A 16,206-nucleotide genomic window follows, 5' to 3' on the forward strand; every position below is an offset into this window, starting at 1 on the left:
GTGCACAAATAAATCAGTGCACAGCCCTCTCGATTTTCAACCAAGTGTCACAACAACCTGATGCTCATTTTTGTCATCTTTCAATTCAATAAAATTCGATTCTTTGTTATCAACGAGTATTGCTTTAACACCCCTGTTGACAGCATAAGGATTAACAACTGTTATGTTATATCTGCTTTCTCCAAATCGATAATAAATTTTAAATTCCCTCCACTCCTTTGGGATACATGGATCTATTATCAACTTGTTTCCTTCTTTTTTGAAACCCAGAATTTGTTCAAGACCAACCCTGTACATCCACCCAGAGGAGCCAGTATACCAAGTCCAGCCGCCTCTTCCGGTATGTGGTTCTATGGAATATACATCAGCTGCAACAACATAGGGTTCAACTTTATACTTTGAACAATCCATCTGAGTGATAGAATGATTTATAGGGTTAATTAAATTGAAATATTGATGAGCTTTATCACCGTATCCCAATTTTGCAAAGGCATATATTACCCAGGTTGATGCATGAGTATATTGACCTCCGTTTTCCCTTACTCCAGGTACATAGCCTCGTATATATCCAGGTCTTAAATCTCCTTCATCAAATGGAGGTGTGAAGAGTAGGATTAAGCCGGCTTCTTCTTTTATCAAATAATTTTCTACGGAACTCATTGCTTTTAAAACCCTTTCTTTATCAGCCCCATCAGATATAGCTGCCCATGATTGTGCAAGGGAGTCGATTTTGCACTCTTTATTTATGGATGAACCAAGGGGAGTTCCGTCATCAAAATAAGCCCTTCTATACCATTCGCCATCCCAGGCATTTTTCTCAATAGATTCTATTATCTGCTTTGAGAGCTTAAGGTATTTATCAACCCTCTCAAAATCCTTAAATTCCCTGCATATTGGTATAAAGTTGTTCAGGGTAGTATATATAAACCAGCCAAGCCATACACTTTCACCTTTTCCTTTATTGCCAACAGTACTCATTCCGTCATTCCAGTCTCCAGAACCCATAAGAGGGATTCCATGTTCTCCAAACTTCAATGACCTTTCAATAGCCCTTATGCAGTGTTCATATACAGAAGATTTTTCCTCTGATATTCTAGGTATTCCGTATCTTTCGTCCTCACCTTCTCTTAAGGGTTCATCCTCAAGATAATTTACAATTTCCCTTAATACCTCAAAGTCACCAGTAACTTTAACATATTCTGAAGTTACGTAGGGCAGCCATACTAAATCATCTGAAAATCTTGTACGAATACCCTTATCACCTGCACCAGGGTGCCACCAATGTTGAACATCACCTTCAACAAACTGATGGGCACAATGGAGCAGGATTTGGTTTCGTGCAATTGATGGCATTGAGTACATAAGGCTCATCACATCCTGAAGCTGATCCCTATACCCATAAGCACCTCCTGATTGATAAAAGGCTGACCTTGCCCAGATTCTGCATATAAGGGTTTGATATAGAAGCCACGAATTAAGCATCAAATTCATTGTAGTGTCAGGTGTTTCAACATTAACAACACTTAGTAAATTTCTCCAGAAATCCTTTATTTCATTAAGTGCGTTTTTACAGGTGTTGATATTCTTATAATTGGTCAACAGATATTTAAGATTATCTATATCTTTTATTTGACCAAAAAGATATACAAATTCAATACTACTACCAGCTTCTAAAGTAATTGAATTTTGAAGAACGCAGCAGGTATCAAAACCAGCACCAGTGGTATTTGACAGTTTCTCAAACTTCAAAGCTTGTGGATTATCTAAATGTCCATATTGACCTAAAAATTCCAATCTGTCACAGGTATAACTTAGCTTATTCAGTGACGAATCTACAAAGACCATACGTTCAGGGAAATCAGCATTATATGGGTTTTTAATTAAAATACAATCCCTTTCATCATTAAATTCACTAATCAAATGCTGTTGTGTAATTTGTTCACTTACACCAAGAACAGGTCTTATGTAGTAAAAAATTGAGAGTTTTCTTTTTTCATTCAGGTCATTTTCCAGTTTTACCATAGAAATTTTTATATTATCATTTCTCGGTACAAAGACAGTCAGATTCTGTTTTATACCATGACTATTGTGGTTAAAAAGTGAATAACCAAAGCCGTGGCGTATAGTATAACTTTCCTTTTCCCTGATAGGAAGAGGAGTAATAGTAAAGACTTCTCCGGTATCATCGTCTCTGATATAAATTATTTCAGAAGGTGTGTCTGATACCGGATCATTTGACCAAGGTGTAAGCTTGTTTTCACGGCTGTTTTCACACCAGGTATAGCCAGAGCCGGATTCAGTTACTATGAAACCACAATTTTCGTTTGATACAACGTTTATCCATGGTGCAGGTGTATTTATATTATCTTTTAATCTTATAACATATTCGTTATTTTTCTCGTCAAAACCTCCATAACCGTTGAAATACAATAAATTCAGTGGTTCATCACTAGTTGAATAGTTTTTAACAGATTCACTAAATACAGCTAAGCTATGAGGCTTTAGTAAATCGTGAAGTTCTATTTGTTTTTTAACCTGACCAAGCTCTGCTTTGATAATTAACCTTGAGACAGAATATAGCAGAACAACATCTTCTTCAGGCATGTTGTGCGCATTTCTAATGAATATACCTCCCTGCCTATCCAGTATATTTCTTGCATGGGTGGATAAAACAACTTCTCGAAGTAGATGTTCAAGTGGCTGAAGGTAGCTGCTTTCATCCTCGTTAAGAATAACCAGATCTACCTTAAGTCCTTTACTGCTCCAGTAGTCATGTGCACGCAGCATGTCTTTAATAACATCTATGTCTTCAGTCTTTTTTATGGTTACTAAAACTATTGGTACATCACCAGAGATACCATATGCCCAAAGTCCAGACTGACCTTTTTTATTTTTGGCAATATACTGGCTAAATTTTTTCCTAATTGGGCTCAGGAAGAGAATGTGGGAAATCATGTTATCATAAGTTTCTATCTCACCAGGTGAGAGGTTAAGATATTTTAATTCCATCTGACTTCTCATATATGCCAATTCAAAGGCTCTTTCAATATTTGAAAAGTCATGATATTTACTCATTAAATCCTTTGCTTCCTCTTTACTTTTAGCTGTTCCAGTAGTAAATGAGAAAACAGCTGATTTACCGGGTTCAATCTTAATTTTTCCTCTCAGACTCATAATAGGGTCCAGTACAGGACCAATGGTACCTGAAAGTGGATGATTTAATGCCAAGGGGTTAGATATATCTCTTCCTCGACCAATAAATTTATTTCTGTTTGTTTCAAACTCATAATCTCCATATATGTTTCCTTTTACTGTCAGACTGTGATATGCCCAAAGGGTTTCCTTATGTTCCTCCCTCGGCCTTCTAGAGGAAATTATACCTGACACATCCTTAATATACTCAGTTCGTATAAACAGGTTGTTAAAGGCAGGGTGAGCAATGTCGGCCATCTGAGGGGAAAGAACCGTTTCAATATAGCTTGTGCATTCAATAATAATTTCTTTTTCAGCATTGTTTTTAATAGTAATTTTTCTAATTTCACAGTTGTCTTCAGGAGATACACAAATCTCTTGATGAGTCTCAATATTTTCATCAGTTCTGTGATATTCGGCTTTATCCTGGGAGAACTTAACATTATACTGGTCAGGGTTTTTATTAATAGGTTCAAAGGTGGATGACCATACTTTGTTTGAATTTAGCTCTCTGATAAAGAAGTAACTTCCATATTTTCTTGATACACTGTCCTCTCTCCAACGTGTAACCTGTATATCACCATTTTTACAATAGCCAGAGCCACCGTTTGTCAAAAGTATTGAGTAGCTGCCATTTGATAGCAGGTGGCATACAGGGAGTGGGTTATCAAGGGAGGATATATTACGAACTACAATGATATCCTCATATTCATGTTTCCTGAATGGTTCTACTGTTTCTTTGTACTCCTTTGTGATTATAACTCTTAAAGGTGTTTTTTCATGGAGCATAAATTCACCGCATCTTACTAATGGACTGCTGTGAAACCTTTTTATCATTATGTTATTGTTGATAAAATTATTGATTGAAAGCATAATCATACCCTGATGGTGTGCCATGTAACTTTTAACTACTTCAAAATCATTACCCATACTTAATCTTTCAGGAGTAAAGTCAGCAGCTTCATATAAACCATATTTTCCTTCAAGATTAAGGGAAATCAGTCTTTTAATATTTTCTAATGCCTTATTTGGGGCAAATGGAAGGGCTAAAAGAGTTGAATATGGTGATATAACCATATCCCTTATTAATCCCCTTTTTAATCCAAGTTCAGGAACTCCAAATGCCTTATATTGGTAATTTAAATGTAAATCAAATGTGTAATAACCTGATTCTGAAGTCCCCCATGGAAGATGACGTAATTTACCATATTTAATTTGTGATTTAATAGCCGTTTCATATGTTTCATCCAGCAGGGTATTATCATAGTTTTTCATAATCAAAGCAGGCATTAAGTATTCAAACATAGTACCAGTCCAGGAAACTAGGGCTCTAAATCCATCTATAAGTGTTAAAGATCTGCCAAGCCTGAACCAATGGTCAACAGGTACCTCTCCTCTGACTGCTGCTATATAGCTGGTAAGCCTTGCTTCTGAGGCTAATAAATCATAGTAGGATTCAGTAAGTTTGTTTTCATCAACGTTATATCCAATTGAGAATAGACCACGTTTTTCATCATACAGTGGTTTGAACAAGGTTTCATCACAAAGTTTTTGAACTCTTTCTTTTACGGATTCAGCTGTGTCAATAAGAGAATTTAAATTATCTGAAACCCTTATAATTTCAGGTTTTAACATTAGCAAGAATTCTTTGTTAGCTGAATCTTTACATTCATTCAGCATTAAGTCTAAATTTGAAAGTATAGTTTCATAAATCTTGGACAAATCTTTTGGTGATGAATTTGAGCTTACTGCTCCTAAAATGGTACCCAGCTGATTGAACTCATCATGGTTATTGATGAAATTTATTGTATCCATCTTATACAATATGCTTGGATAAATATTGTTAAGTTCAAGAAGCAGTTCATCAATATAATTTTTGAGCTTTATATCAGGATTGACGTCTTCATTTAACATCCCTTTTATTTTTTCAAATATCTCAAAGTAAAATTTTGGAGTATAGTTTTGTTCAGGGAATGAATTTTTAAGCTCCTTAAGTAAATCCTTATTATAGTCATTAGAATGTTCAATGGTATCAATAATACCCATTAATATATTAGTATTAAAGATAGGAGCTTTGAGAATATCTTCAATTCCTTCAACAAGTGTTATATAATATCCAACTAGGTTTCCACTGTCAACTGTTGATACATATCTAGGATGTAAAACTTCAAGGGATTTTGTATCATACCAGTTATACAGATGTCCGTTCCATTTTTCCATCTTTTCAATGGTAGTTATTGTGTTGTTTAGTTTTTTTATAGTTGAAGTTAAGGAAATATAGCCTAAATCCCTTGCTGAAAGTATTGATAGCAGCAAAAAACCTATATTGGTAGGAGAGGTTCTATGAGCAACCCTGGATACTGGAGTTTCCTGATAATTATCAACTGGCAGAAAATTATTATCTTCTCCAGAAAATTCTTCATAGAAGTACCAGGTTTTCAGAGAAATCTCCCTTATATACTTTAATTCATCCTTTGTAAGATTAAAACACATCTTATCAGAAGGTTTACTTATATAAAAGGCTACATATGGAGAAACAACCCAAAGTCCAGTAAAGAAAAGTGTATAAATTGTGTTTTCTGGTTTCAGAATTAAAACTCCAAATAATAATATTAAAGAGAATATAACAGAAGAATACATCCTTCTGATAAAACCTTTAAAGTCATTCTTTAAATTTTTTTCAACTTCAGCAGCTGTTACCCATTCCAGAAGGTTATTTTTAGAGATAAAAACTCTGTAAAGTGTTTTTAAAATTGCATTAACCATCATGTAGGAATGGTATGGAAGCATTATTAAATTCAATAATCCTTGAAAAATTGCTGCCTTAAATCCATATATTAAATTTCCATTGAGTCTTTGCCGTGGTGCTTTATAATATTTTAAAATAATAAAATCAAAAACATCTAGTAACAAATGAAATAAGATAGGAGAAATAAATACCACCATTAACCATAAAGGTAAATTAGTAATAGTTAATAAGGAAAAAGAAACTAGGAGAAGAATATTTGTAGAAACCAAACTCCTTCTTAAATTATCAAATATTTTCCACTTAGATAATGGGGTAAGAGGATTCTTGTGTTTTTTGCCAAATCTGTTTTTTACATATGGGAAAAGCCATCTTATAAGCTGCCAGTCACCTCTGACCCATCTATGTAGTCTAAGAATATATGAACTGTATTTCTCCGGATAACCATCATATAATTGAATATCTGTTGCCAGACCAACTCGTAAATAACTGCCTTCCAGGAGATCATGACTTAAAATCGTATTTTCAGGTATTGAGGTGTTTAATACTTCCCTGAAAACATCAACATTATATATACCTTTACCAGTAAATATACCTTCACCAAATAAATCCTGGTAGACATCTGAAACTGCTGTAGAATATGGGTCCACACCACCACAGCCGGCAAATATTCTTGAGAACAATGTTTTGTTACTGCTCTCTATATTAATTGCTATACGGGGTTGGATAAGACCATATCCACCAGTTACTATACCTTTATCTTTATCTACAATAGCTTCATTAAGAGGATGTGAAATTGTTCCTATAAGTTTTCTGGCAGTTCCTATAGGCATTATTGTGTCAGCATCAAGGGTTATAATATATTTAACCTTTTTTAAAGGTGTTATGTCGCTGGATATAAAACTAAAGGTTGTTTTTGTATCACCTTTGATAAGGTTATTTAATTCTACTATTGCACCTCTTTTTCTTTCCCAGGCCATCCATTTATTTTCATTTTTATTGAATATTCTTTTTCTGCAAAAGAAAAAAGAATATATTCCTGGAGTATTTTTTGTTTAATTTAGATATTTCGTAAAGGGCAGTATCAACAATCTGTTGATCATTAGGTGATGTTTCTTCTTTGTAATCCTTAAAATCTCCAACTAAAGCAAAATAGATGTTGTTTTCTTTATTTGCAAGATAAGTAACTTCCAATTGAGAAATTAATTCCTTTACCCTTGAAACATCAGGAAGTATAGTGGGAACAATTACCATTGTTGTCTTATTCTCTGGAATTCCGTATTTCATTTCAAGTTTAGGGATAAAATCAGGTTTAACTGTATGGGTTACAATCCAATTGGTCAGAGACAGTGCAACATCACTTAATGGTGTTATTGAGAGAATAAAAATAACTAAGCTTATTGTATAGTTACGGGTATATAAAAAACTGGCATAAGAAACCAGTGAAGAAAAGACAATTGTCATTGCAGCAAAGGGTAAGATATAAATATAAGGTGTATCGTATTTATCTCTAAGAAAAAGTTTCTTAGCACCTAATTTATTTAGAAGGATATTTATACCTTTACCTGATAAATAATACCCGACATGGTACGAAGCAGTACAGTCAGGTAAACCTTTCTCTGAACATTCAACAGCAGCCCTTGCAACAGATGATTCTGAAATATTTAAAAGCTTTGCAATTTTTTCAACTCTATGTCTGTAATAGTCTCTTGTTTCGAAGTCCTGCTGGGAGTATATATTTGAGGGATCTTGTTCTAATATTCCTTCAACAATGGACAGTGACTCAAAAACTTCTTCCCAGTCAATAGAGGCATTAACTCTAAGGGATGTGATACTATTGCCCATAGCTATTTGCATAGATGCTTGTTCCTGATGTTCATGCTTTATTATATCTTCAAGGCAAGTATCAAACTTTAACAGATATTCTTCTAAATAATCCATTATAGGGTTCAGATTGATACCCCGATATTTTGCTATATTCACAACACGTTCAATAAATGAGGGTAGAAGTATGTTTGATGAAGTAATAGTTTGATTTATTACATTTAAAACACTGTCCTCATCGGTATATTTAATTTTTTCTGCCTTTTTCCATTGAAGCTGAGTGTTATATATTTTTTCGCAGGTATATCTTATTTTTTCAAATAGAGCAATTTTAATGGCAGGAGAAAGAGCCCAAAGCTCTGCCATAGATAAAGTATTTATTGACTGGTATGCTCTGACAAAGTTTATCAATAGATCTTCATCAATTTTTCCGTCTGTATGTACTGCAAGTTCAAGAGCAATAGCAAAAATTCTTGGATAGTCTTTTAGATAACCATCTTTTAATACATTAAGGTTTTTAAAGAATTTTTTTTCTTTATTCTGTTTAAGTCTCTTGTATTGTTCTTCAATTATATAATAATTGTCTAAAAGCCACTCAGAAGCAGGGCAGAGAGGTAACTGCCCCTTTGAGTATGCATTTAATTTTTTATATACATCTGTTATATAGTCAAAGTTTTCATCCAATCTATCAAAGAGATAGTTATAACCATTTTTATTCTTACAAATTCTGTGTGATTTTGCGGTTTCTTTAGCGTGTTTGAGTAGTTCCTCATAACTTAATAAAACGTCGTTAATTTCAATGTTATGTGGTTTAAGGTTAAAGCCTTTCAATAAAAAAAGTATAATGATTAACCCCAAAAGGATTACTATATAAAGCTGCATAATATTTATCACCTTTCCTAAGACTAATCGTTGTTAACAATCTTACAGATTTTATCGCTTATTGACAAACAAAGCTCCTCAGCATATTCTTCATTGAAGCCTTCAGAGAAAATGTTAAAAATAGGCCGTTCATTATCTGGAAGAATCAAGGTCCAGCCCTTCTGAGTATTAATCTTAATTCCTTCAAAAAGCTCAATATCCCTGTTGCTGTGTTCTTCAATAAGCCTCCTTATCACCCTGCCTCTGTCCTTAAAATCACAAAGGACTTCATCATGTTTAACGTAGAATTCTGGTATTTCTTTAAGCAGATCACCTAAAGAAATGGAGTTTAAAGTCAAATACTCAAGTATTTTACCAACTGCCAGTATTCCATCGTAACTTAAAATATATTGAATAAGGGAGTCTTCATCCTCTGCAAGGTTTAACATTGTGTTCATTATTTCGCTGGGTGAAGACTTTGTTCTTATAACTTCAGCCTTATATTGCATTGCAATATTTTCAATAACCCTGGTTGTTGTATAAGGAACAACAAGTTTTTTATTTGTTCCTGATTTTAGTGCGATTAAACTGGCAAGTACGGTATATTTTTCGCCCCTTACAGGTATTCCATTTTCATCAATAAGGGTTAAATTTTCACCGTTTTCGCTTAGGACAACACCAAAGTTGTAGTTACCCCTTTTTATTTTTTTGCCCATTGCATCTATGAATTTCTCCATGGAATTAAAATTTTTAATACTGTAATCCCCATCTGCTTTACAACCTAAAAAATTAAGGAATGTCAAAGTCAGCATAGTTGTTTTTTCGTTTTCAGAAGAAACTAAAATATTATAATTTTTACTTCTGATTTTACTAAGGGATTTGATGCTGTTGGCACTTGTTTGTATATACAGGGAAGTGAAATTATCAACATTAATGACTTCATTTATCATATCTGAGTTACAGCGTTGAAAATCTTCCCTTAAAAATAAATTTTCTATTTTTTTCTCTACACTTCGTTGGATGTTACCTCCCATATTGTTTGTAAACTCAATATGTACTTTATTTGGATCACAATTGAAGGTGCTGATATGAACACCTCCTGAACCACGATAAAACCTGACTGCAAATCTGTTTATGGGTAAAATTATATTTTCTATATCAATAGCTCTGGCACCGGTAGATAAAACACCAGCTATTAATGATTGTTTTATTATTTTGGAAGCTGGAGTGGAGTCGCAGCTTATAATCACTGGAGAGTCCTTGTTGATAGCCGATGCAAAAGCAGAGCCCAATAAAGATGCAAATTCAGGAGTTATATCAATATTCACATCTCCGCTGATGTCTCTGTTGCCAAACAAAGTACGTCTTGCCTTTGTACCCCAAACAAGATTTTTATTAATAATAGTATCCTCTTTAATTGTTTTGTTAGGCCAGATTTTAATATTTGGCTTAATAGTGCAGCCATCCTGAAGTGTGCATTCTGCTCCAATAACAGTGTCTTCAAAGATATTTACGTTATTTTTTATTTTAACTTTATTGCATAAAATAGTTCCCCTTAGCTGTGAGTTTTTACCTATATATGTGTTACACCAGATAACACTTCGCTTTAATGTTGATTTTGAATCAATTGTAGTGTTGTTTCCGATTATGCAGTAAGAATCAATAGTTGAATTGCTGTTTATAATACAATCTTTGCCTATGTAAACAGGAGGAGTAATTTTTACATCCTCTGAAACAATACAACCATCTTCAACCCATATCCCCTTTGAAATTTCAGTTCCAGCAATTTCTAAACGAACTTTTCCGTCTAAGACATCGAATTGGGTTTGTTTATATGAATTAATATCTCCAATATCACACCAGTAATCTTCAGTTATGTATCCAAACATAGGAACTGAATCCTTTAACAATTTAGGGAAAAGGTCTTTACTGAAGTCAAAGTTTTGTCCTTTTTTATAATAATTTAAAACATCTGGTTCAAGTATATAAATGCCTGTATTAACGGTATCGCTGAAAACCTCACCCCAACTGGGTTTTTCAAGAAATCTGATTATTTTTCCATTTTCATCTGTAATTACAATTCCATATTCAAGAGGAATATTTTCTTTTTTTAATATTAAGGTTGCCTTTGAACCTTTTTCTTTGTGAAATTTTAAAGCTTCAGTTATATTGATATCTGTTAAAGCATCTCCGCTTATAACAATGAAGGTGTCATCTAAAAAATTTTCTGCGTTGAGAACGCTGCCGCCAGTGCCTAAGGGCACTTCTTCTACGTAATAGGATATGTTAACACCCAATTCTCTACCGTCATCGAAATAATCTTTTATTGATGAGGGAAGATAGTAAAGGGTAGCGGCTATATCTACTATGTTATGTTTTTTAAGAAGGTTTATTATATGTTCCATAACTGGTTTATTAAGTATTGGTACCATAGGTTTAGGAATATCGCTTGTTAAAGGTCTAAGTCTAGTACCTTCACCACCTGCCATGATTACTGCCTTCATAAATTCACCTCTTGCACCAAAATTTAAGTTACAAACTTATTTTCTTTATGAGGGCAGTATTTTATACTTGGATAAATTTAGAAAATAAAGAAGAAGTGTGATTTGTGATTATGGATAAGCCTATGAATATATAAGTGAAATGAAATAAAAAAGGAGCCATAGGCTCCTTAAATTATCTGTCGAAGTTTCTGTTGTTTCTTTGAGCTTTTTTAGCTCTTCTGCATTCTGGACATCTCTTTGGTTCGTTTTCGAAACCTTTTTCAGCGTAGAAAGCTTGCTCGCCTTCAGTGAATATGAATTCCTTTCCACAATCTGTGCATACTAATGTTTTGTCTGCCATTTTAAATTACCTCCTAAATTTGGGATTTAACGACTCATAGACTCACATCCCAAAGATAGGGAGGATAAGACCTTATAGTGTTAAATCTCTTAAAATTTACATTATTATTGTAGCATTATAGATTAAATAAATCAATAAAAATCCAAAAATTTTTTTAAATTTTAGTATTTTTATAACAAATAAAAAGAAAAGCAGGAATTAATCCTGCTTTTTAATATAATTATGCTGCTATATCTTCACTGTTAGCTTTAACTTTTCTTTCATAGCTGCTGTACATTAGTATTGCTACTATTGAGAAGAATACTGGTCCAGCTATACTGTATATAGTTGTTAACATGTCTCCGTTGATTGCTGGCTCTATTATACAGAATACGTTAGCAAATCCAACAGTTAGAACAACTACAGCAGTCCAAAGTGAAGCACTGCCTTGAGTTTTAAATACTTCAAAAGGTTTAACGATTTCTTGCTTTTTCTTGAAAGCTGGGAAAGCAAGTGCTATAAACATATATGGAAGAGTCATAGCAACGTTTGTCATAGCTACAAGTATATCGAAGAACTTAGTCATTGAGTCTCCACCAAATGTAACAAGTGCAATCATTACACAAACAGTTACACATTGGATTACCATAGCGTTTATTGGCATTCCATTCTTAAGTTCTCCCATTTTTCCTGGCCATAACTTAGCTGGAGTACCTTCAATAATTTGTTTTAATGGAGCATAAGTTAATGTGAAGAAAGCTCCACAAAGTGCTAAGAACATTGAAAGACCAACGAATCTAGCAATTCCAGCACCCATTGCAACACATGTTGCTTCGCTTGCACCAAAAGCATTTCCAAGTGCGTATCCAAGGTTTGCCATAACAACATATCCAGCATTACCTAAGTGAACGCCTTCAGTGTTCATAACGTTTGTCCAGTTAGTAAATATACCAACCATGAATATACCTAATGAATATCCTATAGAAATAACAACTGCTGATATTGCAACTCCCTTAGGGAATGTTTTTTCAGCGTTTTCAGTCTGGTCAACAAGACCACCAACAACTTCAATACCACCGTATGCAAATATAGCGTAAACTACGAATGCAAGTGAAGTGATTATGTTTCCTACATATTTAGGATTTGGTGAAGTTGTAAATGAGCTTAGTCCAACTATTGGTTGAGCTAATTGTCCATGATTTCCTATTAAAACTAATATAGCACCAACTAATAACACGATGTTTAATGCAGCAACTGCAGTTCCACCAAGTGATGTTATCTTCTTAATCTTGTCAAGACCCTTTGTTGATATAAAAGTAACGAAAATTATCCAAAGTATACCTAATAATCCAAGAGTCTTAGGTCCTGAAAGTCCTAAAAGTGACCATGTTTTAGTAGTATCTTTACCGAATATTGCATTTGATATTGGAACCCATACACCGGATGCAACGTTAACCATCCAGATTATATATGATGCATACCACATAAATGTTCCAACGAATGCGAATTTAGGTCCTACTGATTTTTCCATCCATGAGTATATACCACCCTTTTCGCTTTTGAAAGCTGCACCGAATTCAGCCATCATAAATGCGAATGGAATAAAGAATGTTATTCCTGAAAGAATGTACCATGGAATCGCAGCATATCCCATTTTGTAGAATGATCTTGGGATATTGTTAAATCCATAAACTGAAGTAAATATCATTAGTATTAATGATACCAGTGTAAGTTTTTTGTTGTTTTGTGGATTTGATGCCACTTTGTTTACCCCCTTTAAGTATTATTAAATTATAAAGTACAAGGATTATTATATAACAATCGACATAAAAAGCAATAATTCTACATTATGTTATAAAATTCTGAATTGACCGTATTGAGTGCAAAATGAATAAATTAGAATTAAGATATTGATACAAAATAAAATAATCTGTATATATATTAATTTTACCGGTAAAACAGCAGTATAAATATAAAAAAACAAGGGCAATAAATCAGAAAATTCAAACATATGACATTAAAAGGTTCGCATAGCGATGCAAATGAAAGAAATTTTTAATAAATCTTAATAATGTCACATAGGATAAGATAAAGGTTAAGAATGGGATATTTACTGTTAAAATATAATTAAACAAAAATAAGGAGTGGTTGTAAATAATACTTTCCACTCCTTATTTTTGCTAAGTTCTTAAAACTCTAAGTGCTCTAGCTACTTTGTTTGCGAAGGACAATGGATCTTCTATTGAGAAGAAGTATAGATAGAATAGGCTTGGATTCTCAAAGAACCAGTTGTTATTTAAGGCAGTTATTGTGATATTGTTTTCCCTTAGTATACTGATAAATGGATTTACTTCCTCCTGTAATAGAACAACCTGGCCAAAGTTAATCGTTCTGCCTTGCGAATCCGATGCATCATAGGAGAAGAGGGAATTTATAACAAGTGGACTTTGTGTCTGTTGACCTGAGATGCTGACCTGAATATTTCTTCTTATAGTAACAGTACAGACCTTGTTTGGAAAATCAACTATGGTCCCACCTAGTATTCTGGCAAATTCACAGCAAAGATTATCCTTTGGCGGACAACATTGATTACAGCACTGACAGCAGCTTGTATTGCAATTTTGAATAAAGCAGGGGATTAAACATGGATTGCAGCACTGGCAGCAGGAACTTTGGCAATTACAGCAGCGATTGCAGCAGGAACAGTTGTTGCAGGAATTAAATAGCATATATCTCACCTCTCTTTTCAATATTTATATATGCTTATCCGACAAAAAAAGTGCATTTTCTACATTATTTAATCGGAGTAATTTAAGTTACTTACTATTCCTCTATGGAGTACTTGTGTTAGAATTAATTTGTATTAATTTAGGGGGTGCATCATGAAAATTGATTTCATTTCAAAAGTATTTCGAAATAAAGATATTGGGATAATGGGAGAAAACAATGAATATAGAAGGTATGCTGTGGTTATACCAATTATAAATATTGATGGTGAGCTGAATGTGATTTTCGAAGTAAGATCAAAAAATATGAGAAGTCAGCCAGGGGAGATATCCTTTCCAGGTGGTAAAGTTGAAGAATTTGAAAGCCCTGAAAAAGCATCTATAAGGGAAACCTGCGAGGAGCTGAATATAGAAGAAAAACAAATAAACATTATAGGTCAGATGGATACATTAATTACGCAGCATGGTAAAATAATATATCCATTTATTGCAGAAATTGACAATAAAGTTACAATAAAGCCTTCACAGACTGAGGTTGACCATATATTCTATGTACCATTAAAATTCTTTATGGAAATTAAACCCATAGTTAAAAGGATTAAGGTAATTAGCCTTCCTGAAGAAGAATTTCCATATACAGATATGGAGGGGGCAATGGGATATAATTGGGATGTTGGCAGACATAATGTTTATTTCTATAGATTTAAGGACTATGTAATCTGGGGGCTTACAGCTAAAATAATATATTATTTTATTGAGGAGCTAAAGATAAATGAAAATTTTTTTTAATTAATAAATTTAAATAGATTACCAATTTTTTAATAATAATTGTGTATATTATATGTGATAGTGTATAATCTTGTTAAATAACATAAAAAAATGGAGATGAAGTTATGATATTGATAAAGGAATTTGAATTTGATGCTGCTCATAATTTAATTCATTATCATGGCAAATGTGAAAAACTGCATGGACACACTTATAAAATGGTTGTAAAACTTGAGGGCCAGCCTGATGATGAAGGAATGGTATATGATTTTGTAGAACTAAAAAAACTTGTAAAGGAGAAAATAATAGATAAATTCGATCACGCGTATTTAAATGATATAATACCCCAGCCGACTGCAGAAAATATTGCAGTTTACGTTTGGGATGCTCTTGTAGATGTTGTTAAAAGGGATAACTGCAGATTATATGAAGTTGAAATCTGGGAAACAAAAACTAGTGGTATCATATACAGGGGGTAAATTATGAAAGACGTACAAAACGAAAAAGATATAAGAAATGTACAGCTGAAAAAAGTAGGCATAAAAAATTTAAAATGGCCAATTGTAGCGAAGGATAGAACTGATGGAGTGCAGCATACTGTTGCCGAATTAGCTTTATCTGTTGAGCTTCCACATGATGTCAGGGGAACTCATATGAGCAGGTTCGTTGAGATTATGAGTAAACATAATGTTGTTTCACCAAAGGATTTAGAGGTTATGCTTGATGAACTTAAGGAGAAGCTAGAAGCTGAGGTTGCCCATTGTACAGTTGTATTTGACTACTTTGTTAAAAAACCTTCACCTGTAACAGGAATAGTATCACCTTACGATGTAAAGTGTACCTTTGATGCAGAAAAGGGTGAAAAATTTAAGTTTACAATGGAAGTTGCAGTACCTGTTAGTACCTTATGTCCATGTTCAAAGGAAATAAGTGAATTTGGTGCACATAACCAAAGAGCTACGGTTTATATAAAAGTAGAAATGAACAAGATGATATGGATAGAGGACATTGTAAAAATTGCTGAGGATAGTGCAAGTACGCCTGTATTTTCATTGCTTAAGAGAAAGGATGAAAAATGGATAACTGAGCAGGCATATTTAAATCCAAGATTTGTTGAGGATGTGGCAAGAGAAGCGGCAATTAGATTGGAACAAAACGAAAAAATTTCATGGTACAGTGTTTATGTTGAAAGTATGGAGAGTATTCATAACCATAATGCTTTTGCTTATACTGAAAAGGGGTGTATGCTGTGAGAAGTATAACACT

General features: G+C 33.5%; 9 protein-coding genes. 3 read left to right on the top strand and 6 right to left on the bottom strand.

Features of this window, described 5'->3' with window-relative positions:
• Positions 1-36: 36 nt before the first annotated feature.
• The 6 genes from Q428_RS02670 to Q428_RS14770 form a co-directional block, all read right to left on the bottom strand.
• Entirely contained in the window at positions 37-6,918 is a 6,882-nt protein-coding gene (locus Q428_RS02670; RefSeq protein ID WP_242847754.1) for a GH36-type glycosyl hydrolase domain-containing protein, read from the bottom strand.
• Positions 6,919-6,934: 16 nt separating this feature from the next.
• Positions 6,935-8,644 carry a hypothetical protein gene (locus tag Q428_RS15860; protein ID WP_242847755.1) on the bottom strand — a complete coding sequence of 570 codons (1,710 nt, stop codon included), beginning with the start codon at positions 8,642-8,644 and terminating at the stop codon, positions 6,935-6,937.
• Positions 8,645-8,667: 23 nt separating this feature from the next.
• Positions 8,668-11,127 carry a sugar phosphate nucleotidyltransferase gene (locus Q428_RS02675; protein WP_035377930.1) on the bottom strand — a complete coding sequence of 820 codons (2,460 nt, stop codon included), beginning with the start codon at positions 11,125-11,127 and terminating at the stop codon, positions 8,668-8,670.
• 172 nt (positions 11,128-11,299) lie between these two features.
• Positions 11,300-11,467, bottom strand: coding sequence for a zinc-ribbon domain-containing protein (locus tag Q428_RS02680; RefSeq protein WP_035377931.1), 168 nt, complete (start codon positions 11,465-11,467; stop codon positions 11,300-11,302).
• 220 nt (positions 11,468-11,687) lie between these two features.
• A complete protein-coding gene (gene yjeM / locus Q428_RS02685; RefSeq protein ID WP_035377933.1) occupies positions 11,688-13,208 on the bottom strand; it encodes a glutamate/gamma-aminobutyrate family transporter YjeM in 1,521 nt (506 codons plus the stop codon).
• 418 nt (positions 13,209-13,626) lie between these two features.
• A complete protein-coding gene (locus Q428_RS14770) occupies positions 13,627-14,175 on the bottom strand; it encodes a DUF1259 domain-containing protein (RefSeq protein ID WP_035377935.1) in 549 nt (182 codons plus the stop codon).
• A 153-nt stretch (positions 14,176-14,328) separates the two neighbouring features.
• Between Q428_RS14770 and Q428_RS02695 the strand changes: the two genes are divergently transcribed.
• From Q428_RS02695 to folE2, 3 genes are all read left to right on the top strand, one after another.
• Positions 14,329-14,961 (top strand): NUDIX hydrolase, encoded by a 633-nt coding sequence (locus tag Q428_RS02695; RefSeq protein ID WP_035377937.1) that lies wholly within the window; start codon positions 14,329-14,331, stop codon positions 14,959-14,961.
• A 104-nt stretch (positions 14,962-15,065) separates the two neighbouring features.
• The gene (gene queD / locus Q428_RS02700; RefSeq protein WP_035377938.1) at positions 15,066-15,419 is read left to right on the top strand and encodes a 6-carboxytetrahydropterin synthase QueD; all 354 of its coding nucleotides are present in this window, start codon (positions 15,066-15,068) and stop codon (positions 15,417-15,419) included.
• A gap of 3 nt (positions 15,420-15,422) precedes the next feature.
• A complete protein-coding gene (gene folE2, locus Q428_RS02705; protein ID WP_035377940.1) occupies positions 15,423-16,193 on the top strand; it encodes a GTP cyclohydrolase FolE2 in 771 nt (256 codons plus the stop codon).
• The last annotated feature ends 13 nt before the right edge of the window (positions 16,194-16,206 follow it).

This window comes from Fervidicella metallireducens AeB, from assembly GCF_000601455.1.
Lineage (GTDB): Bacteria > Bacillota > Clostridia > Clostridiales > Caloramatoraceae > Fervidicella > Fervidicella metallireducens.